The organism is Micromonospora desertarenae, assembly GCF_056150265.1.
The window spans coordinates 398,591-419,890 of sequence record NZ_JAXCFQ010000003.1 but is presented as its reverse complement, the minus strand read 5'-3'; the positions used below and the strand labels follow the sequence as shown (position 1 = coordinate 419,890).

Genomic DNA, 21,300 nt, shown 5'->3' with positions numbered 1-21,300 from the left:
TGCGTCACCCCGCGCCGCCCGGTCGGCTCGGTCACCGGGTGGCACCCGTCCGGGTGCCGGGATCCGCCCCGACCGGCCGGCCACCGGGGCGGGGGCATAGGGTCGGCGGGCGTGAAGGTATGGATCCCGCACGAGGCCGGGCGCGCGCTGCTCGGCGAGCCGCCGACGGGCGTCACGGTCGAGGTGGCCGAGGACCCGGCCCGGCTCCCCTCGGACGTGGCCGGCGTCCGGTTCTGGGTGCCGCCGTTCCTGGCCGGTCCGGCCGCCGCCGCGCTGGTGCGCGAGTTGCCCGACCTCGAGGCGGTGCAGCTGCTCTCCGCCGGGGCGGACGCCTGGGTCGGCCGGATCCCGGCCGGGGTGACCCTCTGCGACGCGAGCGGGGTGCACGACCCGTCCACCGCCGAGTGGGTGGTCGCCGCGATCCTGTCCCAACTGCGCGCCTTTCCCGCCCTGACCCGGGCGCAGGCCCGCCGGGAGTGGGCGTACGACGCGGTGGCGCCCACCGACGAGCTGGCCGGCAAGCGGGTGCTGATCGTCGGAGCCGGCTCGATCGGCTCGGCGGTGCGGGCCCGGCTCGCCCCGTTCGAGGTCGACTTCACGCTGGTCGCCCGTACCGCCCGCCCCGAGCAGGGCGTGTTCGGCGTTGACGAGATGCCCCGGCTGCTGCCGGAGGCGGACGTGGTGGTGCTGCTGGTGCCGCTGACCGAGCGGACCCGGGGGCTGGTGGACGAGAAGTTCCTCGCCGCGATGCGGGACGGCGCGCTGCTGGTCAACGCCGCCCGCGGGCCGGTCGCCCGGACCGACGCGCTGGTCGCCGAGCTGTCCACCGGCCGGATCTCCGCCGCGCTGGACGTCACCGACCCGGAACCGCTGCCCGCCGACCACCCGCTCTGGGCGATGCCGAACGTGCTGCTCACCCCGCACGTGGCCGGCTCGGTGCGGGGACTGCTGCCGCGCGCGTACCGGCTGGTCGGCGACCAGGTGCGGCGGTTCGCGGCCGGTGAGCCGCTGATCAACGCGGTGGTCGACGGCTACTGAGCCGCCGCCCGGCGCCGGCAGCCGTGGCGGACCGGCCCGCCGCTGCCGCGGACGGGCTGGCGCTGTCGCGGACGGCACCCGCTGTCGCTGACGGGCGGCCGGGCGGGTCGCCGCGGCCGCGCCGGTCGCGGCGCGGAAGGGTGGCCCCGGCTCAGCCGGCCGAGCCGGGCAGGGCCTGCCCGGTCGCCGAGACCAGTCGGGGTAGATCAGTGCCGCGTACCGCCGGCAGCACCACCTGCTGCCCGTCGTCGAGCCGGGCGACCGCCCGCCCGCGGGGGTCGGTGGCCAGTTCGACGACGTGCTCCCAGCCGATCCGGCGCTGCCCGGCGAGCGCCCGCAGGCGCAGCTCCCGGGCGTCGGCGTCGGTGCCGGCCCGCCACGCCCAGAGCCCGACCGCCACCGGCACGAGCAGCACCGGCAGCAGGTACCAGCGGGCGCTGGCCAGCGGCAGGGCGCCAATGGCCGCGATGACCGCGGCGACCAGGATCGCCTGGTTGTAGCGGAAGCGGACGGTGTCGGAGCGGCTCACCCCCCGATGATCCCACCCCGGCCCGGTGCCGTTCCCGTCGGGCGGAAACCGGGTGGGCGGATCGACCCCGGTAGTGACGTGGGTCACTGTCCGGTGCCCGTCACCCGGCCGGCCGTCCCTCGTTCGGCTCTGGTGGACGGTGGACTCGGCTCCGCGCCGCCGCCCGCGCCCCGCACCGCCCCGTGCCCCCCTCACGAAGGCGATCGCCGTGCCCCTTCCGTACCCCTCCCTCGTCTCCCTCCCGCCGGCGTCCCGACGCCTCCAGCGGCACGCCGCCGACGCGGCCTGCCCGGCGGTGGCACTGGTGCTCGCCGCGTGGCTGCTGCTGCCCGAGGGGCTCAGCGGCCCGGCCCGGCTCGCCGTGGCGGTGGCGCTCGGCGCGCCGGCCGCCTGCGCCCTCGTCACGCTGACCGAGGCCTACCGGTACGGCGGGGTCGGCCGCTGCCAGCTGGTCGGGGCGTCCAGTGTGCTCGGGCTGGCCGTGCTGGGCGCCGGGCACCAGCTCCGCGCGGGTGCGGCCGACCCGACCGCCGTCCTGCTCGCCCTGGCGGTGGTGCCGCCGCTGGTGCTCCGCGAACTGCTCGGCGAGCGGCGGGCGCCGGCCGAGCCGCCGGCCGGCCGTGCGTCGGTGCCCGCCGACCGTGCTCACCTGGTGCGCGCCCTGGACGCGTTGCGGGACGCGCCGGTGCCGTCCGGGGCGCTGCTGGTCGTCGAGCTGACCGCCGCCGCCGAGGGGCCGGGGTACGCGGTCCGCGAGGACGTGCTGGCCGAGGCGGTCCGCCGGGCCCGCGCGGTGCTCGGCCCCCGGGACCTGCTCGCCGAGCCGAGCGGCGCCGGGTTCGCCGTGCTCACCGCCGCCGGCCCGGTGCTGGCGTACGCGCTGGGCACCCGGTTGCTGGCCGCGCTCACCCAGCCCTATCCGGTGCCGGGGGCGGTGCTGCGGTTGCGGGCCAGCATCGGGCTGGCCGAGATCGCCGGATCCGGGCCGGAGGACGTGCTGCGCCAGGCCGACCTGGCCCGGCGGCGGGCCGTCCAGCTCGGCCGGGACCGGGTCGAGTGGTACGACGCCTACCTGGAGGAGCAGCTGGTCCGCCGGCTGGACCTGGAGCGGGAGCTGCCGGGGGCGCTCGCCCGGGGCGAGCTGGACCTGGTCTACCAGCCGGTGGTCGGGCTGGCCGACCGGCTTCCGGTGGGCGCGGAGGCGCTGCTGCGCTGGCGCAGCCCGGTGTTCGGCACGGTGCTGCCGGCCGAGCTGCTCCCGGTGGCCGAGGACCTGGGCCTCGTCGGGGAGGTGGGCTGCTGGGTGCTGGAGCGGGCCTGCCGCCAACTCGCCGCCTGGTCCACCGGCGGCCGACAACTCTGGATGGCGATCAACGTCAGCGTTCCCGAACTCGTCTCGCCGGACTTCGTGCCGCGTACCGCGGCGGTGCTCGACGCGTACGGGGTGCCGCCGGACCGGCTGGTGGTCGAGGTGGCCGAGCCGAGGGTGGGTGCCGAGCTGCCGACCGTGGTGGCCCGGCTGGCCGGGCTGCGGTCGCTCGGCATCCGCACCGCGCTGGACGACTTCCGGGCCGAGCACGCCTCGCTCGCGCAACTGCGCCGGCTGCCGATCGACCTGCTCAAGGTCGGCCCGGAGCTGGTCGACCCGGCGGATCCGGAGCGCCCACTGATCGACGTGGTGGTGAACGTCGGCGACCGCCTGGGGCTGGAGATCGTCGCCGAGGAGCTGGAGTCGGCCGCCCACGTCGAGGGGGCGTGCCGGGCCGGCTGCCGCTACGGCCAGGGGTTCGCGCTGGCCCGGCCGGCCACCGCGGAGCGGGTGGAGGCGTACTTCGAGGAGTTCCCCTCCGCGTTCCGCTGAGGCCCCGCCGGTCCGGCCGGTTCAACCGTTCCGCGGCGGCGCGGTGCTGCCGCGCGGGGTGAGGTGCGCCGTCTCGTCCTGCAACCCGGTCGGGTCGGCGCCGCCGATCACCGCCAGCAACTGCCGGGCGGCGTGCGCGCCGTAGGCCGGGATGTCCCGGCTGAGCGCGGTCAGCGACGGGTGCACCAGCTGGCAGAGGGGCGAGTCGTCCCAGGCCACGATGGACAGGTCACCGGGAACGGCGAGCCCCATCTCCTGGGCCACCGACAGGCCGGCGATCGCCATCACGTCGTTGTCGTAGATCACCGCGGTGGGTCGGGCGGCGGAGCTGAGCAGCCGGCGGGTGGCCCGGGCGCCCTCCTCGCCGGTGTAGTCCGACGGCACGGTCACCGCGTCGGCCAGCCCGAGCCGCCGGCAGGCCCGGTCGAACGCCTCGGTGCGGATCTCGGTGTGCAGCAGGTCGGGCAGGCCGCCGACCCGGGCGATCCGCCGGTGCCCGAGCGCGACCAGGTACTCCACCGTCTCCACCAGCGCGGCCGCGTCGTCGGACCAGACGCTGGCCAGCCGTCCGGTGCCGGTCGGGCCGCCGATCACCACCGCGGGCAGGCCGAGTTCCTCCAGCACGGGCACCCGGCGGTCGTCGGTGCGCAGGTCGCAGACGAGCACGCCGTCGACCCGCCGTTCGCCCCACCAGCGCCGGTAGACAGCGATCTCGGCCGCCGGGTCGGCCACCACCTGGAGGGTGAGGGCGTACGACCGGGCGGCGAGTTCCGCCTCGACGCCGCTGATCAGCTCCATGAAGAACGGCTCGATGCCGAGGGTGCGGGCCGGGCGGCACAGGGCCAGCCCGACCGCCTCGGCGCTGGCGCCGGAGAGCGCCCGGGCCGCGCTGCTGGGGCTGAAGCCCATCTCGGCGGCGATGGCGAGGATCCGCTGGCGGGTGGCCGCGGAGACGCCGGGTTGGCCGTTCAGCGCGTACGACACCGCGCCCTTGGAGACCCCGGCCCGTCGGGCGACGTCGGCGATGGTCGGCCGCTTCACCGGCGTGCTCCTCCTCCCTCCCGCGCGGTGGCGGGACGGCGTTTTCCCGGCCCGCCCGTGGCGGGACCGTCCGTCCGACCCGGGGACGTGCCCGCCGGGCGGCCGGCGGAGATCACGGTACTGCACCCGGCCGGTGCCTGGCTGCCGCGCCGAGACGGCCCTCGGGGCTACGACCTTTTCCGGTTAAGTCTCACTGCCCGGCATCGGGAGTCAGCGGGCCGGCCTATCCGCATCAAGGTCGACCGCACGCATGGTCGTGCTCACATGGCGCTCGGATCCATCGGGGGAGGTCGGCGGTTGTCGATCGTTTGACACTGTCGCAACCGGCCCGTGCGGTGTCCCTGCTTATCCGGTTAAGTCAACGTCTCTCGATCTACGGGGGGTTCCAGCATGCGGAGGGTGAGATGAGACGGGGCCCTTCTCGGCCTAGGCCGCACCATTGACTTGAAGGATTGTGCAAGTGCTAAAGTCTTCAGGGCTGTGCGGCGGGTGGCCGCGCGACAGGGGGAGGCGACGGCGTGTCAGTGCCGCTGTACCAGGCGAAGGCCGAACTGTTCCGCACGCTCGGGCATCCGGTGCGGATCCGGGTGCTGGAGCTGCTCCAGGACGGGCCAAGGCCGGTCCGCGACCTGCTCGCGGCCATCGACGTCGAGGCGTCCAACCTCTCCCAGCAGCTCGCCGTGCTGCGCCGCGCCGGCATGGTCAGCACCTGGCGGGACGGCTCCCTGGTCATGTACGCGCTCAGCACCCCGGACGTGGCCGACCTGCTCGCCGCCGGGCGGCGGATCCTCGGCGCGGTCCTCGCCGACCGGGACGGGCTGCTCGGCGAGCTGCGGGCCGACGGGTCCACCCGGTGAGTGCCGCTGCCGTCCTGCTCCGCCATCGCCTCCTCGGCCTGCTGCCGCAACCCGCCGACTGGCGGGCGGTGCGCCGCTCGCCCCGCCGCGACCTGCTCGCCGGGGTCACCGTGGCCGTGGGGCCTGGTCTTCCCGGACACCCCCAGCGCCATCCGGCACGCCCGGTCCGTCGCGCTCGCCGCTGACCGGCCGGCCGAGACCGCGCCGGCCGGTGCCCCCGGTCGCTGAGACGCCGGCCGGCGGGCACGGGCCGACGCGCTCCGGGCCTCCCGGCGCGGTCGGGCCGTCGTGCCCCGTGGGGCTCCCGTCGAAGCCGTGGTGCCGGTTGCGGAAAGGCGACGATCCGGCGGGGGCGCCTCCCCGCCGGATCGTCCGGTCAAGCGTTGGGTGGTCGGGCGGTCAGCCGCGGGCCGCGGCGAGCACCTGGCCGACCAGTTCGCCGGAGGTGCCGGAGCGCTCGTACTCGGGCCGGTTCAGGGCGCCGCCCATCAGTGGCCGCGGGTTGCGGTGCACGGCGGGGCTGTCCGAGGTGACCAGCGCCGCGAAGTGGTACTCCTGCGCCCCGGTGGCCGCGATGATCCGGGCGATGTTGCGCGGGGTGATGCCACCACCCGGCATGACGACGATGCGGTCGCCGGCCCGGCGGACCAGTTCGGCGATGAGCGGCGCCCCCTCCAGCACGCTCACCTCCTGACCCGAGGTCAGCACCCGGTGCACGCCCAGCTCGACGAGCTGCTCCAGCGCCTGGAACGGGTCCCGCACCATGTCGAACGCCCGGTGGAAGGTGATGCTGACGTCCCCGGCCGCCTCGATCAGCTTCCGGGTGGTGGGGACGTCGACGTCCCCCTCCGGGGTCAGCGCCCCGATCACCACGCCGTGCGCGCCGGCCGCCACCGCCGCCCGCACGTCACGCACCATCGCGTCGACCTCGGCCGGCGAGTAGATGAAGTCACCGGCCCGGGGGCGGACGATGACGTGCACCCGGATCCGGTCCACGCTGCGCAGGGCGGTCTCGATGGTGCCGATGCTGGGCGTCAGCCCGCCGTCGAACAGCGCGGAGCAGAGCTCCACCCGGTCGGCGCCGGCCGCCTCGGCGGCGATCGCCCCCTCGACGCTGTCGATGCAGATCTCGAATGTCGTCATCAGTCTTCCTTCTCCGTGCGGGCCGGTCCCGCGGTCCAGTCGATGGCGGCGGTGACGGCGCCCACCGGTTCGCCCCCGCCGAGCACCGGCACCCGGCGCAGCTCCGCGGCGCCGTCGACCGCCGCGCCGGCCTCGGCCAGGGCGGCGAGCGCGATCACGGTGGTGGCGCGCGGGCTGCCGTCGATCGCCTTCACGGCGACCGCGTAGCCGTCGGGGGTCGCCACCCCCAGCACGCCCTCGGCGCCGCCCTTGGCGAGCACCCCGGGCAGCGCCCGCATGAGGTCGGTGTTCGGGTGGCCGTGCCAGCCGCCGACGTGTTCCGGATGGCGGCGCATCGCCTCCGCCACCCGCGCCTCCGGGCTGCCCGGCTCCGCCTTGGCGAGCGCCTGGAAGGTGCGGGCCAGCCCGGTCAGCGGCAGGCCGAACAGCGGCGCGCCGCAGCCGTCCACGGCCACGGTGCTGACCGGGGTGCCGGCCAGTCGCGCCACGGCGGCGGCGGTCTCGCGCTGCACCGGGTGGGCCCGGTCGAGGTAGTCGTGCGTCGACCAGCCCCGGGCGGCGGCGGCGAGCAGCATCGCGGCGTGCTTGCCCGAGCAGTTCATCCGGATCCGGCTGCGCCGCTCGCCGACCCGGATCAGCCGCTCCCGGGTGGCCTCGTCCTCCGGCCAGTCGACCGGGCAACCCAGCGCGTCCTCGGTCAGCCCGGCGGCGGTCAGCAGGTCGCGTACCACTGCCACATGCCGGTCGTCGCCGGTGTGGCTGCCGGCGGCGATGGCCAGCGCGGGCCCGGCGAGCACCCCGGCCCGCGCCGACGTGGGCCCGGCGGCCTCGGTGACGGTCAGGCAGGCCAGCGCCTGCACCGGCTTGAGGGTGGAGCGGGGCAGCACCGGCTCGTCGGGTACGCCGGCCCGCAGCGCGACGGCGCCGGTCGGGTCGAGCACCACGACGCTGCCGTGGTGGCGGCTCTCCACGAAGCCGTTGCGGGTCACCCGGGCCAGTTCGGCGTACGGGCGGTCGGTCACCGGTTACCCCCTGGGGTGAGAACGGCCGGGTCCGGTCGGGCCGACCGGCCGCGGCCGGTGAACCGCCCGTTGCGGGCCTGCAGGACGCGGGCGAACTTCGACAGCGAGGCGTTGACCACCAGGTAGATCAGCGCCACCACCAGGAACGTCTGGATCAGCAGGTTGGTGTACGAGGCGAGCACCTGCCCGCTGTAGAGCAGCTCGGTGTAGCTGACCACGAACCCGAGCGAGGTGTCCTTGAGCAGCCCGACCAGCTGGCTGACCAGGGACGGGGTGAGCTGGAGCAGGGCCTGCGGCAGGACCACCAGCCGCATCACCTGGCCCCGGCGCAGCCCGACGGCCAGTCCCGCCTCGGTCTGGCCCCGGTCCAGCGCCTTGATGCCGGCCCGGAAGATCTCGGCGAAGGCCGCCGAGTTGGAGACCACCAGCGGCACCACGAGCTTCCAGAACAGCGGGAAGTTCAGGCCGTACCGGGGCAGCGCGAAGAGCGTCACGTAGATCAGCAGCAGCGCCGGGACGGTCCGGAACACCTCCACGTACGCGCCGGCCAGCCACCGGACCGGGCGGTGCACCGACAGGCGGCCGAGCGCCAGCAGCAGCCCGAGCGCGGCGCTGAGCACGGCGGTCGCCGCGGCGGCGAGCAGCGTGTTCCAGAGCGCGTCGAGCAGGTAGCGCCAGATCGGCCAGGTGGTGAAGGGCTGCCACCGGTCGGCGGCGAGTTCGCCGTAGCTGGCGAACCGGTGCACCGCCCAGGCGAGCCCGCCGAGCACGGCGAGCGCGCCCAGCACGGTGGCGATCCGGATCCGGCGCTGGGCGCGCGGGCCCGGCACGTCGAAGAGGATCTGCTGGTTCGGGTTCATCGGACGATCGCCAACCTTCGTTCCAGCGTGCCGGTGAGCCGACCGATCACCAGCGCCAGCAGCATGTAGGCCAGGCCGGCGCCGGTGAAGACGGCGATCGGCTGGGCCTCGACGAGGTTGACGTTGTTGGCGGCCTGGGTCAGCTCGACCACCCCGACCGCGGCGGCCAGCGAGGTGTTCATCAGCAGCGCGATGCAGATGTTGCCCATCGGCTGGATCACCGCGCGCAGTCCCTGCGGCAGGATGACGTACCGCAGGGACTGGCTGAAGGTGAGCCCGATGGCGCGGGCCGCCTCGGCCTGCCCCACCCCCACCGTGTTGATCCCGGCGCGGATCGCCTCGGCCAGGTACGCCCCCTCGTAGGCGGCGATCACGATGGCCGCCGACGTGAACAGCGGGAACGTGATGCCGATCGTGGGCAGCGCGAAGACGAAGAGCACCAGCAGGGCCAGCAGCGGCAGGTTCTGCAGCACCTCGACGTAGACCATGCCGACGCTGCGCAGCAGCGGCACCGGGCAGACCCGCAGGGTCGCCACGACGACGCCGAGCAGCAGCGCGCCGAGGGTGGTCACGACGGTCAACTGGACCGTCGTGACCAGCCCGTGGCCGAGTTCGTCGAGGTGGGCGGTGAGGGCGTCCATGACGGGTGCGGGTCCTCAGGAACCTTCGACGGAACCGATCGCCGGCGGGGTCGGGGTGCCGCCCTCCACCACCGAGCCGAGGGTGCTCTCCCAGACCTTCGCCCAGGTGCCGTCCGCCTGGATCTTCTTGAGCCAGTTGTTGACGAACTCCTTGAACTGGGCGTCCTCCCGGTTCAGGCCGATGCCGTACGCCTCGGTGGTGAACGGCTCGCCGACCACCTTCATCCCCGGGTTCGCCTTGGCGCCCGAGGCGAGCAGGGTGAAGTCCTGCACGTAGGCGTCACCGCGCTTCTGCAGCAGTGCCTGCACGGCCTGCGGGTCGGTGGCGAAGGCGACCTGCTTGGAACCGGGGGCCGCGCTCGGCAGCGCGGTGACCGCCGGGGTGTTCGCGCCGACGATGACGGTCTTGCCGGCCAGGTCCTGGACGCCCTTGATGCCGGTCTCGTCCTTGCGGACCGCGACGGCCAGGCCGGAGGTCAGGTACGGCCCGGCGAAGGCGACCTGGGTGGCCCGCTGCGGAGTGATCGTGTAGGTCTGGAAGATCACGTCAACCGACTTGGCCTGGAGCATCGCCTCCCGGGTCTGGGTGCCGATGGTCACCGTCTTCACCTCGGGCTTGCCGATGATGTACTTGGCCAGCAGCTTGGCCATGTCGGCGTCGAAGCCCTCGATCTGGCCGGTGACCGGGTTCTGCTGGGACAGCAGCGGGGCGTCCAGCGAGCCGCCGACGTTCAGGTAGCCGCGCTTGCGGATCATGTCCATGGTGGAGCCGGCCGGGATCTCGGCGTCCGACGCCACCGGGGCGGCGTCGAAGACGGACTGGGCCACCTTCTCGCCGCCGGCGTTGCCGGGCAGGGTCGGGGCGGAGCCGCCGTCGCCGCAGCCGGCGGCGGCGAGCGCGACGGTCACCGCCGTCGCGGCCACGGTCAGCGCGCGGCGTCGCGTGAAGCTCGTGTGGAGAAACGACATGCCACCCTCCTCGGGGGTCAGTGCTGGAGGATCTTGGAGAGGAAGTCGCGCGCCCGTTCGGTGCTGGGGGCGGCGAAGAACTCGTCGGGGGTGCCGGACTCGACGATCCGGCCGTCGTCCATGAAGACGACCCGGTCCGCGGCGCGGCGGGCGAAGCCCATCTCGTGGGTCACCACGATCATGGTCATCCCCTCCGCGGCGAGGGAGACCATCACGTCCAGGACCTCGTTGACCATCTCCGGGTCCAGGGCCGAGGTCGGCTCGTCGAAGAGCAGCACCTTCGGCCGCATGGCCAGCGCCCGGGCGATCGCGGCCCGCTGCTGCTGCCCGCCGGAGAGCTGCGCCGGGTAGTGGTCGGCCTTGTCGGCGATGCCGACCCGGTCGAGCAGGGCCAGCGCCTGCTCACGCGCCTCGGCCCGGGGCACCCGGCGGACCTTCACCGGGCCGAGCGTGACGTTGTCCAGCACGGTCCGGTGGCCGAACAGGTTGAACGACTGGAAGACCATGCCGACGTCGGCGCGCAGCCGGGCGAGCTTGCGCCCCTCGGCCGGCAGCGGTTCGCCGTCGATCTCGATGCTGCCGTCGCCGGCGACCTCCAGGCGGTTGAGGCAGCGGCAGAGCGTCGACTTGCCGGAACCGGACGGGCCGATCACGACCACCACCTCGCCGGCGGCCACGGTCAGGTCGACGTCCTTGAGCACGTGCAGCGGGCCGAACCACTTCTGCAGGCCGCGGACGGCCACCATCGGCCGGTCCGGGCGGGTGGGTCCGCTCCGGCCGGCGAGGTCGGGTGCCGCCGTCGATGCCACAGCTCGCCTCACTTTCTACGATGCCCGAACAAAGTTATGCATTTCTCGAATCAACGGGGCCATCTAATGCGAGAGAGCAAACTAAGTCAACAGCTTGCCCCAAGAAAGTTCGGATGCTATGAACCTCGCGTGACGATTGACGACGCCCCGCGTGACGGCCTGCGCGGCGGTCCACGGGAGCTGCTCCGGTTGGTGGCCAGCGGAGCGGCGGTCAGTCGTGCGGATCTCGCCCGGCTCTCCGGGCTCTCGCCGTCCACCGTGTCCCAGCGGGTCGAGGCGCTGATCAGCGAAGGGCTGCTCCAGGAGACCGGGGCCGGGAAGTCCCGGGGCGGCCGCCGGCCCCGGCAGCTCGCGGTGCCCACCGGCGGGGCGCTGATCGGGGCGATCGACCTGGGCGCGCACCACGCCCGGCTCGGCACCCTCGACCTCACCGGACGGGTCGTCGAGGCCCGCACCCGGCCGGTACGCATCGAGGACGGGCCGGAGGCCGTGCTCGGCGCGCTGCTCGACGAGGTCGCCGCCCTGGCGCCCGCCGCCGCGGTGCCCGGCCAGCGGGGCGGCGCCGCCGGCAGCGGACTGCGCGGCATCGGCATCGGCATCCCCGGCCCGGTCCACTACGACACCGGCCGGATCGTGAGCCCCTCCCGGATGCCCGGCTGGAACGGCTTCGACGTGCGTGAGTTCTGCGCCCGGCGAACGGACGTGCCGGTGGTGGTGGACAACGACGCCAACCTGATGGCGCTCGGCGAGCACCGGGCCGTGCACGCCGACCTCGACCACGCGGTCTACGTCAAGGCGGGCACCGGGATCGGCGCCGGGGTCATCTCCGGCGGCCGGCTGCACCGGGGCGCCCAGGGCTCCGCCGGCGACATCAGCCACTGCCGGGTGGTGGCCGACCCCGGGCCGCTGTGCAGCTGCGGCAACACCGGCTGCCTGGAGGCGGTGGCCAGCGGCGCGGCCCTGGTCGCCGCGTTGCGCGAGCAGGGCGTACCGGTCGAGGACCTGACCGGCGTGATGCGGCTGATCGACGACGGCGACCGGCACGCCACCGCGCTGGCCCGCCGGGCCGGCCGCTCGATCGGCGAGATCCTCGCGGTCGTGGTCAACTTCTTCAACCCGCAGGTCGTCGCCATCGGCGGCCGGCTCGCCGAGTGCGAGCCGCTGCTGGCCAGCATGCGGGCCACTCTCTACGAGCGGTGCCTGCCACTGGCCACCCAGGCGCTGCTCATCGAGCGGGTCGTCACCGGGGCCGATGTCGGCATCATGGGCGCGGCCCAGCTGGTCGTCGACCGCGTCGTCGAGCCCGTCTGACGGTCGGCGGGCGGCCGTCGGCCACCAGGATCTCGTGCCGGTCGGGCGCCGGCGGTCAGCCGGGCAGGGCGCCCAGCCCGGCCAGCAGCTCCAGCCGTTCCTCGGCGGTGAGCACCGCGTAGACCGGCTCGTCGAGGCGGTCCGTCTCGGTCTCGATCGCCCGGCGCGCCGGCCCGTCCGGCAGCGCCGTGATCTCCGCCGCGGTCAGCCCGGCCGCCCGCCACGCCGCCCGGTGCGCGTCGCCGCGGTGGTGCCGCAGCGCGCCCAGCCGCGAGGTCAGCCGCAGCGCCGGGGAGGCGTCCGGTGGCTCGTACACCGGGGCCAGCGCCCGGAACCCGGGCCCGCCGGTGGCCAGCCCGTGCGCCAGCAGCCGGCCGACCAGGTCGGCCAGCCGGGGCACCGCCGCCAGGCCGGGCAGGTACGCCGGCGCGGCCGCCCAGCGTTCCTCGGCCGCCTCGGCGGTCATCCGCTGCACGGCAGCGGCCAGCTCGCGCCCGAGCGCGGTCAGCCGCCAGGCGCCCTCGGCGTCCACCTCGGCCACGCCCTGCGCCAGCTCGGTGGTCATGTCCGCGCCCACGTAGACCAGCACGTCGTCCAGCGCGCGGGCCGGCATCGGCCGGGCCAGCAGCCCGAAGTTGAAGCTCACCTCGAAGCCCGGCCGCAGCCCGCGCTCGGCGTAGTAGGCGGTGATCCGGTCCCGGGCGGCCTGGCGGGCGCCCACGTACACGCGGTCGATGACCGGCCGGACCAACCCCGCGTAGCTCATGATCGCCCACCCCCGACGCGGACCATACCGGCGCCGGGGGGCGGCGTGGGGGCGGGTTACTCCGGGACGCGGCGGTAGGCGCCGTCGCTGGCCGAGGTGGCCATCGACGCGTACGCGCGCAGCGCCGCCGACACCGGCCGCTGCCGGTCGACCGGGGTGTACGGGCGGTCCCGCTTCTCCTCGGCGACCCGGCGGGCCTGGAGCACGTCCTCGGGCACGTTCAGCTCGATCGAGCGGCCCGGGATGTCGATGACGATCTCGTCGCCGTCCCGGACCAGCGCGATCAGCCCGCCGGAGGCCGCCTCGGGCGAGACGTGCCCGATGGAGAGCCCGGAGGTGCCGCCGGAGAACCGGCCGTCGGTGAGCAGCGCGCAGACCCGGCCCAGGCCACGGCCCTTGAGGAACGAGGTCGGGTAGAGCATCTCCTGCATGCCGGGGCCGCCCTTCGGCCCCTCGTAGCGGATCACCACGACGTCGCCGGCGACGACCTGCTTGTTGAGGATGCCCTCGACCGCCGCGTCCTGGGACTCGTAGACCTTGGCCGGGCCGCGGAAGGTCAGGCACTCCTCCGGCACGCCGGCGGTCTTCACCACGCAGCCGTCCGGCGCCAGGTTGCCGTGCAGGATGGCCAGCCCGCCGTCGGCCGAGTACGCGTGCTCGCGGTCCCGCACGCAGCCGCCGGCCGCGTCGGTGTCCAGCGAGGACCAGCGGTTGGTGGTGGAGAACGCCTCCGTGGTGCGCACCCCGCCCGGCGCGGCGTGGAACAGCTCGACCGCTTCCGGGGTCGCCGAGCCGCCCCGCACGTCCCAGTCGGCCAGCCAGCGCTCCAGCGAGGGGGAGTGCACCGCGTGCACGTCCCGGTGCAGCAGCCCGGCCCGGTCCAGCTCGCCGAGGATGGCCGGGATGCCGCCGGCCCGGTGCACGTCCTCCATGTGGTACTGCGGCGAGTTCGGGGCGACCTTGGCCAGGCACGGCACCCGCCGGGAGATGGCGTCGATGTCGGCCACCCCGAAGTCCAGCTCGGCCTCGCGGGCGGCGGCGAGCAGGTGCAGGATGGTGTTGGTCGAGCCGCCCATCGCCACGTCCAGCGCCACCGCGTTCTCGAACGCGGCCCGGTTGGCGATCGCGCGGGGCAGCACCGAGGCGTCGTCGCCGTCGTACCACCGCTTGGCGATCTCGACGACGGTGCGCCCGGCCTCGACGAAGAGGGAGCGGCGCGCGGCGTGGGTGGCCAGCGTCGAGCCGTTGCCCGGCAGCGCCAGCCCGATCGCCTCGGTGAGGCAGTTCATCGAGTTGGCGGTGAACATGCCGGAGCAGGAGCCGCAGGTGGGGCAGGCGGAGCGCTCGATGGCGCCGAGCTGGTCGTCGGTGACCGCCTCGTTGGAGGAGGCGATCATCGCGTCGATCAGGTCGATCTTGCTGTGCACGACCCCCTCGATCGCCACCGTCTTGCCGGCCTCCATCGGCCCGCCGGAGACGAAGACGGTGGGGATGTTGAGCCGCAGCGCGGCGAGCAGCATGCCCGGGGTGATCTTGTCGCAGTTGGAGATGCAGACCAGGGCGTCCGCGCAGTGCGCGTTGACCATGTACTCCACCGCGTCGGCGATCAGCTCGCGGCTGGGCAGCGAGTAGAGCATGCCGCCGTGCCCCATCGCGATGCCGTCGTCGACAGCGATGGTGTTGAACTCCCGCCCCACCCCGCCGGCCTCGGCCACCGCGTCGGCGACCAGGCCGCCGAGGTCCTTGAGGTGCACGTGACCGGGTACGAACTGGGTGAAACTGTTGGCGATGGCGACGATCGGCTTGCCGAAGTCGTCGTCGGTCATCCCGGTGGCCCGCCAGAGGGCCCGGGCACCGGCCATCGTCCGACCGTGCGTGGAGGTCTTCGACCGCAGCTCAGGCATGACTACCAGTCTGGCACCGTCGCCGCGCCGGCCGGCGGGCGTGCCGGCCGTGTCCCAACAGTTGCGCACCCGGTCCCCCATCCGGAGCGCTCATCCGGCAGAGTTGAGACGTGCATCTCCCCCCGGGCGCGGTCGCGGTAGCGGTGCTGAGCGGGCTCGTGACCGCCTCGGCGGCGGTGCTGCTGGCCGCCACCGCCCGGCGGCGGGCGGCGGCGCAGCGCCCGGCCCGCCTGCTGTTCGCCGCCGCCGGCGCGGTGGCGCTGGCGACCGTGCTGCTCGGCGTCGCGGAGGTGTTCGACGCGGCCGTGCACTGGGAGCACGAGCAGGGCGCCCGCACCGACCGGGCCACGGTGGTCTCGGTCGGCACCGCGGCCAGCGGGCTGCTCTTCTCCACCGGGCTGCTCCGGTTGCCCGGCGTGGCGCCGACCGTCGCGGCCACCGCCCGGCTGGTCCTCGACGGGCTGATCATGGCGGGGGCGCTCTGGTTCGTCGGCTGGGTGCTCGTCGCCGAGCCGACCCGACTGCTCGGCGAGGCCACCCCGATGGCCTGCCCGGCGATCCTGATCGCCACGGTGAGCGCGGCGCTGACCGCCGGGGTGGCGCTCATCGTGGTCTTCCGGGCACCCGCGTCCCGCGCCCACCTCGTCGCCGCCGGTGCCGGCGCCATCGCGCTGGCCGGCGGCGGGATGGGCCTGGCGACCGGTCTCTGCCAGGCCGGGCCGGGGGTGGCGGTGACCTCGGCGGCGCTGCTCGCCGCCGGTGCCCTCACCGCCGCGCTGGCACTGCGCCGGGTCCACCCGCCGGACCGGGCCGACCCCGACGTGATCGGCCGCGACGGCGAGTACGCGCTGCTCCCGGTCGTCGCGATGGCCGCCTCCGCCGTCTACCACCTGCTCCAGGACGGCCGGTTCGGCGCGCTGGCCGTCGCGGCCGGCAGCGTGGAGGGCTTCGCCCTGGTGGCCCGGCAGTACCTCACGGTGCACGACGTGCGCGGCTACGCCGGCCGGCTGGCCGAGCGGGAGGCGCACTTCCGCGAGCTGGCGCACACCGACGCGCTGACCGGGCTGGCCAACCGGCGCGGGCTGCTGCGCGCGCTGCACCGCCGCGCCGCCGCCGGCACCCCGTGCGTGCTGCTCGGCCTCGACCTGGACGGCTTCAAGAACGTCAACGACATGCGCGGGCACGACGTGGGCGACGCGGTGCTGGCCGAGGTGGGCCGGCGGCTGCGCGGCAACCTGCGTCCCGGCGACGTGGCCGCCCGGCTCGGCGGGGACGAGTTCGCGGTGCTGCTGCACGGCCACCCGGCCGACGCGGACCGGGTCGCCGAGCGGCTGCTCGGCGTGCTCGGCGGCGCCTACGAGCAGCCCGCGGGGCCGGTCTTCCTCTCGGTGAGCATCGGGCTGGCCGGCTGGGCCGGCAAGCCCGACGTGGAGCTGCTCCAGCGCCACGCCGACCTGGCGCTGCGCTACGCCAAGCAGCGCGGCAAGAACCGGATCGAGCGCTACGACGCGGCGTACGACCAGTTGCTGCGCCGGCGCACCACACTGGAGCACGAGTTGCGCGGCGCGATCGAGCGCGACGAGCTGCGGCTGGTGTTCCAGCCGGTCGCCTCGCTGCCCTCGGTCCGCCCGGTCGGCGCGGAGGCGCTGCTGCGCTGGCACAACCCGAGGCTGGGCAACGTCCGGCCGGACGAGTTCATCCCGCTGGCCGAGGAGTGCGGGATGATCGCCAAGCTCGGCGCCTGGGTGCTGCACCAGGCCTGTCACCAGCTCTCCCGCTGGCTCGCCGACGGGCACGACGTCTGGGTGTCGGTGAACGTCTCCCCGCGCGAGCTGCACGCCCCCGAGTACGTGGTGCAGGTGGCCGAGGCGCTGCGGGCCCACCACGTCCCGCCGCAGCGGCTGGTGCTGGAGGTCACCGAGCACGCCGTGGCCACCGACCTCGACGAGCTGATCCGGCGGCTGACCGCGCTGCGGCGCACCGGGGTGCGGATCGCGCTGGACGACTTCGGGGCCGGCTACTCGTCGCTCGGGCAGCTGCGCCGCCTGCCGATCGACATCCTCAAGATCGACCACAGCCTGGTCGCCGAGCACGAGCCGGTCCGGCCGGTGGGGCGCGAGGGTCCGGCCTTCGCGCCGATGGTCGACATCGTGATGCGGCTCGGCCACCAGCTCGGCCTGGAGGTGATCGCCGAGGGGGTGACCACGCCGACCGAGCTGGCTGCGGTGGTCGCCGCCGGCTGCCGGTTCGGCCAGGGCGCGCTCTGCGGCTGGGGCGTGCCGGCCGAGCACCTGGAGGCGATGCTGGAGGCGGCCACCTCGCCGGGCGCCCGCCCGGCGCGAGCACCCGCGCCGTTTCCCACCCCGCCGGTGGTCGGGCCGATCCGGCCGCCCGCCCCACGCCCCGCCGAAGCGGCGTCCGGGCAGGTCGCACCGGGTGCGCTGGGCGCGTCGGACGGCGACGCGCCGAGATCCGTTAACCAACATGTGGGATCAGTTGACTCATCGCGTGAGATGCGTCAGGCTTGACCCCATGTCCCGGTCGCTGCGAGTACTTACCTGAGCGCACTCTCCCCCGCTGAGAGTGCGCTGGCCCCGTGCATCCTGCACGAGGGCTTTTTTGTTGCCATCGAAACCCGTCGGAGCGGGCCCCGCCCGCGTTTCACTTGCCTGTAGAGCCTCACCCACTCCAGCCGAAGGCCTGAACCGCCATGACCAGACCCACGCCCGAAACACTCGCCCACTCCGCCCGGCGGGCGCGCGCGGCCGCCGAGCCGGCGAGCGACGCCGACCACGCCGCGGCCGTCCGCACCGCGGCCACCCCGGCCGTTCCGGGGGTACGCACCCCCGCCCCGGCCCAGGTCTCCGGCGCCGGTTCGCTGGTGCGCTCGCTCGAGGCGCTCGGCGTGGACGTCGTCTTCGGCATCCCCGGCGGCGCGATCCTGCCCGCCTACGACCCGCTCTACGACTCCAGCGTCCGGCACATCCTGGTCCGGCACGAGCAGGGCGCCGGGCACGCGGCGACCGGCTACGCGCAGGCCACCGGCAAGGTCGGCGTCTGCATCGCCACCTCCGGCCCGGGCGCGACCAACCTGGTCACCCCGATCGCCGACGCGTACATGGACTCGGTGCCGGTGGTCGCGATCACCGGCCAGGTGGCCCGGCCGTCGATCGGCACCGACGCCTTCCAGGAGGCGGACATCCAGGGCATCACCCTGCCGATCACCAAGCACAACTTCCTGGTGCAGAACGCCGACGAGATCCCCCGGGTGCTGGCCGAGGCGTTCCACCTGGCCGCCACCGGCCGGCCCGGCCCGGTGCTGGTCGACATCCCGAAGGACGTCCTCCAGGCGGCCACCACGTTCGCCTGGCCGCCGACGCTGGACCTGCCGGGCTACCGGCCGACCCTGCACCCGCACGGCAAGCAGATCCGGGAGGCGGCCCGGCTGATGACCGCGGCCCGGCGGCCGGTGCTCTACGTCGGCGGCGGCGTGCTCAAGGCCGGCGCCACCGAGGGGCTGCGCCGGCTGGCCGAGCTGACCGGCATCCCGGTGGTGACCACCCTGATGGCGCTCGGCGCGTTCCCCGACTCGCACCCCCAGCACCTCGGCATGCCGGGCATGCACGGCACGGTCGCCGCGGTCTACGGGTTGCAGAAGGCCGACCTGATCGTCGCCCTCGGCGCCCGCTTCGACGACCGGGTCACCGGAAAGCTCGACTCGTTCGCCCCGGACGCCACGGTGGTGCACGCCGACATCGACCCGGCCGAGATCGGCAAGAACCGGCACGCCGACGTGCCGATCGTCGGCGACGCCCGGCACGTGATCGACGAGCTGGTCACCGCGGTGACCACGGAGCAGACGGCCGGCCGGCGCGCCGACCTGGCCGACTGGTGGGCCCAGCTCGACGACCTGCGCAAGCGCTATCCGCTGGGCTACGAGGAGCCGGCCGACGGCACGCTCTCCCCGCAGTACGTGATCAAGCGGCTGGGCGAGATCGCCGGTCCGGACGCGATCTACGTCGCCGGTGTGGGCCAACACCAGATGTGGGCCTCGCAGTTCATCTCCTACGAGAAGCCGTACACCTGGTTGAACTCCGGCGGCCTCGGCACGATGGGCTACGCGGTGCCGGCCGCGATGGGCGCCAAGGTGGGCAAGCCCGACACGGTGGTCTGGGCGGTGGACGGCGACGGCTGCTTCCAGATGACCAACCAGGAGCTGGCCACCTGCGCGCTGGAGGGCATCCCGGTCAAGATCGCCCTGATCAACAACGGCAACCTCGGCATGGTGCGGCAGTGGCAGACCCTGTTCTACGGGGAGCGCTACTCCAACACCGACCTCGGCACCCACAAGCACCGGATCCCCGACTTCGTGAAGCTCGCCGAGGCGCTCGGCTGCGTCGGGCTGCGCTGCGAGACGGCCGAGGACGTCGACCGGACCATCGCCGCCGCCATGGAGATCAACGACGCCCCGGTGGTGATCGACTTCGTGGTCGGCAAGGACGCCATGGTGTGGCCGATGGTCGCCGCCGGCACCAGCAACGACGAGATCATGTTCGCCCGCGGCGTCCGCCCGGTCTTCGACGAGGATGACATCTGATGACGATGCACACGCTGAGCGTGCTGGTGGAGAACAAGCCGGGTGTGCTGGCCCGGGTCTCCGGGCTGTTCTCCCGGCGCGGCTTCAACATCGACAGCCTGGCCGTCGGCGAGACGGAGAACCCGGACGTCTCCCGGATCACCATCGTGGTCAACGCCGAGTCCTCGCCGCTGGAGCAGGTCACCAAGCAGCTCAACAAGCTGGTGAACGTACTGAAGATCGTCGAGCTGGACCCGCAGGTCTCGGTGGCCCGGGAACTGCTGCTGGTCAAGGTGCGGGCCGACCGTACGGCCCGGGCCCAGGTGCTGGAGACGGTGAACCTGTTCCGGGCCCGGGTGGTCGACGTGGCACCGGACACGCTGACCATCGAGGCCACCGGCACCCCGGACAAGCTCGACGCGCTGCTGCGCGACCTCGAACCCTTCGGAATCAAGGAAATGGTCCAGTCCGGACTGGTGGCGATCGGGCGCGGCTCGCGGTCGATCACCGCCGGACCGGCGCTGCGGGCCGCCTGAGGCGGCCCCGCCGCCCGCTGACAACACGCAACGATCCACGACGGGCCGCCCGGGCCGCCGTACGCGAAAGGGAAGTCATGAGCGTTGAGGTGTACTACGACGACGACGCCGACCTCGGCCTGATCCAGGCCAAGAAGGTCGCGGTGATCGGCTACGGCAGCCAGGGCCACGCCCACGCGCTGTCGCTGCGGGACTCCGGGGTCGACGTGGTGATCGGCCTGCCGACCGGCTCGAAGAGCCGGGTCAAGGCCGAGGAACAGGGGCTGCGGGTGGTCACCCCGGCCGAGGCGGCGGCCGAGGCCGACGTGATCATGCTGCTCGCGCCGGACACCGTGCAGCGCACCCTGTACGCGGAGTCGATCGCGCCGCACCTCGCCCCGGGCAAGGCGCTCTTCTTCGGGCACGGCTTCAACATCCGGTACGACCTGATCAAGCCGCCGGCCGAGGTGGACGTGGCGATGGTGGCCCCGAAGGGCCCGGGCCACCTGGTCCGCCGGCAGTACGTCGACGGCAAGGGCGTGCCCTGCCTGGTCGCCGTCGAGCAGGACGCCTCCGGCTCCGCCTTCGCGCTCGCCCTGTCGTACGCCAAGGGGATCGGCGGCACCCGGGCCGGCGCGATCCGGACCACCTTCACCGAGGAGACCGAGACCGACCTCTTCGGCGAGCAGGCGGTGCTCTGCGGCGGGGCGGCGGCCCTGGTGCAGACCGGCTTCGAGGTGCTCACCGAGGCCGGCTACGCCCCGGAGATCGCCTACTTCGAGTGCCTGCACGAGCTGAAGCTCATCGTCGACCTGATGTACGAGGGCGGCATCGCCCGGATGCGCTACAGCGTCTCCGACACCGCCGAGTACGGCGACCTCTCCCGCGGCCCGCGGGTCGTCGACGCCCGGGTCAAGGAGGAGATGCGCAAGATCCTCTCCGAGATCCAGTCCGGCGAGTTCGCCCGCGAGTGGATCGCCGAGGACGACGCCGGCCGGCCGAACTTCGCCAAGTGGCGCGCCGAGGGCGCGGCGCACCCGATCGAGGAGACCGGCCGGAAGCTGCGCGGCATGATGAGCTGGGTCGACCGCCCGATCACCGAGACCGCCTGACGCCTTTCCCGCGGTGCCCGGTCGTCGGCGTACGACCGGCGCCGCACCGGCGGCCCCGACCCGGCGCTCTCCCCGGCGCCGGGCCGGGGCCGTCGGGCGTCGTGCCCGCTCGCACGCACGGCGGGGCGGGACCGCAACGCCACGCCGGAACTGCCCGGCCGCCGGCCTACCTGCTGGGACCGGGTGACCAACACCTCAGCGCGGCCCGGTCGCACCGGACCGGACCGCGTCGCGCCGGGAACGGGCCGACTGCCGTTCACCGGCCGGTTACCACTGGTTGTGAGGGCACTCACCCCACGGTCCGCGACATGCCGGCCGGCCCGCCCCCTACGATCGCGGGTAGGTG

At 74.4% G+C, this 21,300-nt stretch carries 18 protein-coding genes; 8 read left to right on the top strand and 10 right to left on the bottom strand.

What is annotated here, in order from left to right; translation table 11 throughout:
• The first annotated feature begins 111 nt into the window (after nucleotides 1-111).
• Nucleotides 112-1,038, top strand: a complete 927-nt coding sequence (locus tag SM577_RS07885) for a 2-hydroxyacid dehydrogenase (protein WP_474586569.1) — start codon at nucleotides 112-114, stop codon at nucleotides 1,036-1,038.
• Between the two features lie 151 nt (nucleotides 1,039-1,189).
• Here SM577_RS07885 and SM577_RS07880 read toward each other — a convergent pair whose 3' ends face one another.
• Nucleotides 1,190-1,567, bottom strand: a complete 378-nt coding sequence (locus SM577_RS07880; protein WP_302917829.1) for a PH domain-containing protein — start codon at nucleotides 1,565-1,567, stop codon at nucleotides 1,190-1,192.
• Between the two features lie 208 nt (nucleotides 1,568-1,775).
• Here SM577_RS07880 and SM577_RS07875 point away from each other — a divergent pair, with 208 nt between their 5' ends.
• Entirely contained in the window at nucleotides 1,776-3,428 is a 1,653-nt protein-coding gene (locus SM577_RS07875) for a bifunctional diguanylate cyclase/phosphodiesterase (RefSeq protein WP_302917828.1), read from the top strand.
• A gap of 21 nt (nucleotides 3,429-3,449) precedes the next feature.
• On the opposite strand, the gene SM577_RS07870 is transcribed toward SM577_RS07875, so the two are convergent.
• Nucleotides 3,450-4,469: a LacI family DNA-binding transcriptional regulator gene (locus tag SM577_RS07870; RefSeq protein ID WP_474586568.1), complete on the bottom strand. Its 1,020-nt coding sequence runs from the start codon at nucleotides 4,467-4,469 to the stop codon at nucleotides 3,450-3,452.
• 518 nt (nucleotides 4,470-4,987) lie between these two features.
• Here SM577_RS07870 and SM577_RS07865 point away from each other — a divergent pair.
• Complete coding sequence (locus tag SM577_RS07865; protein WP_474580415.1) at nucleotides 4,988-5,326, top strand: ArsR/SmtB family transcription factor; 339 nt, start codon at nucleotides 4,988-4,990, stop codon at nucleotides 5,324-5,326.
• Nucleotides 5,327-5,725: 399 nt separating this feature from the next.
• Here SM577_RS07865 and SM577_RS07860 read toward each other — a convergent pair whose 3' ends face one another.
• The 6 genes from SM577_RS07860 to SM577_RS07835 are packed head-to-tail and all read right to left on the bottom strand — an operon-like array spanning nucleotide 5,726 to nucleotide 10,707.
• Nucleotides 5,726-6,469, bottom strand: a complete 744-nt coding sequence (locus SM577_RS07860; protein ID WP_302917824.1) for a copper homeostasis protein CutC — start codon at nucleotides 6,467-6,469, stop codon at nucleotides 5,726-5,728.
• Nucleotides 6,469-7,491: an asparaginase gene (locus SM577_RS07855; RefSeq protein ID WP_474586567.1), complete on the bottom strand. Its 1,023-nt coding sequence runs from the start codon at nucleotides 7,489-7,491 to the stop codon at nucleotides 6,469-6,471. The genes SM577_RS07860 and SM577_RS07855 overlap by 1 nt, the downstream gene beginning before the upstream one ends.
• Nucleotides 7,488-8,351: an amino acid ABC transporter permease gene (locus SM577_RS07850; RefSeq protein WP_302917822.1), complete on the bottom strand. Its 864-nt coding sequence runs from the start codon at nucleotides 8,349-8,351 to the stop codon at nucleotides 7,488-7,490. Before SM577_RS07850 ends, SM577_RS07855 begins: the two co-directional genes overlap by 4 nt.
• Nucleotides 8,348-8,992: an amino acid ABC transporter permease gene (locus SM577_RS07845; RefSeq protein ID WP_302917821.1), complete on the bottom strand. Its 645-nt coding sequence runs from the start codon at nucleotides 8,990-8,992 to the stop codon at nucleotides 8,348-8,350. The genes SM577_RS07850 and SM577_RS07845 overlap by 4 nt, the downstream gene beginning before the upstream one ends.
• Nucleotides 8,993-9,007: 15 nt before the next feature.
• Nucleotides 9,008-9,961, bottom strand: coding sequence for a glutamate ABC transporter substrate-binding protein (locus SM577_RS07840; protein ID WP_302917820.1), 954 nt, complete (start codon nucleotides 9,959-9,961; stop codon nucleotides 9,008-9,010).
• Between the two features lie 17 nt (nucleotides 9,962-9,978).
• Nucleotides 9,979-10,707, bottom strand: coding sequence for an amino acid ABC transporter ATP-binding protein (locus SM577_RS07835; RefSeq protein ID WP_302918716.1), 729 nt, complete (start codon nucleotides 10,705-10,707; stop codon nucleotides 9,979-9,981).
• Nucleotides 10,708-10,899: 192 nt separating this feature from the next.
• Here SM577_RS07835 and SM577_RS07830 point away from each other — a divergent pair, with 192 nt between their 5' ends.
• Nucleotides 10,900-12,081 (top strand): ROK family transcriptional regulator, encoded by a 1,182-nt coding sequence (locus SM577_RS07830; protein ID WP_474580412.1) that lies wholly within the window; start codon nucleotides 10,900-10,902, stop codon nucleotides 12,079-12,081.
• A gap of 55 nt (nucleotides 12,082-12,136) precedes the next feature.
• Here SM577_RS07830 and SM577_RS07825 read toward each other — a convergent pair whose 3' ends face one another.
• Nucleotides 12,137-12,847 carry a hypothetical protein gene (locus tag SM577_RS07825; protein WP_474580411.1) on the bottom strand — a complete coding sequence of 237 codons (711 nt, stop codon included), beginning with the start codon at nucleotides 12,845-12,847 and terminating at the stop codon, nucleotides 12,137-12,139.
• Nucleotides 12,848-12,903: 56 nt separating this feature from the next.
• The gene (ilvD, locus tag SM577_RS07820) at nucleotides 12,904-14,751 is read right to left on the bottom strand and encodes a dihydroxy-acid dehydratase (protein ID WP_302917817.1); all 1,848 of its coding nucleotides are present in this window, start codon (nucleotides 14,749-14,751) and stop codon (nucleotides 12,904-12,906) included.
• A gap of 110 nt (nucleotides 14,752-14,861) precedes the next feature.
• Between ilvD and SM577_RS07815 the strand changes: the two genes are divergently transcribed.
• The 4 genes from SM577_RS07815 (at nucleotide 14,862) to ilvC (ending at nucleotide 20,954) form a co-directional block, all read left to right on the top strand.
• On the top strand, nucleotides 14,862-17,279 hold the full coding sequence (locus SM577_RS07815) for a putative bifunctional diguanylate cyclase/phosphodiesterase (protein WP_474586566.1): 2,418 nt from the start codon (nucleotides 14,862-14,864) through the stop codon (nucleotides 17,277-17,279).
• A 182-nt stretch (nucleotides 17,280-17,461) separates the two neighbouring features.
• Nucleotides 17,462-19,348 carry an acetolactate synthase large subunit gene (locus tag SM577_RS07810; RefSeq protein WP_302917816.1) on the top strand — a complete coding sequence of 629 codons (1,887 nt, stop codon included), beginning with the start codon at nucleotides 17,462-17,464 and terminating at the stop codon, nucleotides 19,346-19,348.
• Nucleotides 19,348-19,863, top strand: coding sequence for an acetolactate synthase small subunit (ilvN, locus tag SM577_RS07805; RefSeq protein ID WP_088995589.1), 516 nt, complete (start codon nucleotides 19,348-19,350; stop codon nucleotides 19,861-19,863). Before SM577_RS07810 ends, ilvN begins: the two co-directional genes overlap by 1 nt.
• 77 nt (nucleotides 19,864-19,940) lie before the next feature.
• Entirely contained in the window at nucleotides 19,941-20,954 is a 1,014-nt protein-coding gene (gene ilvC, locus SM577_RS07800; protein WP_109900155.1) for a ketol-acid reductoisomerase, read from the top strand.
• The last annotated feature ends 346 nt before the right edge of the window (nucleotides 20,955-21,300 follow it).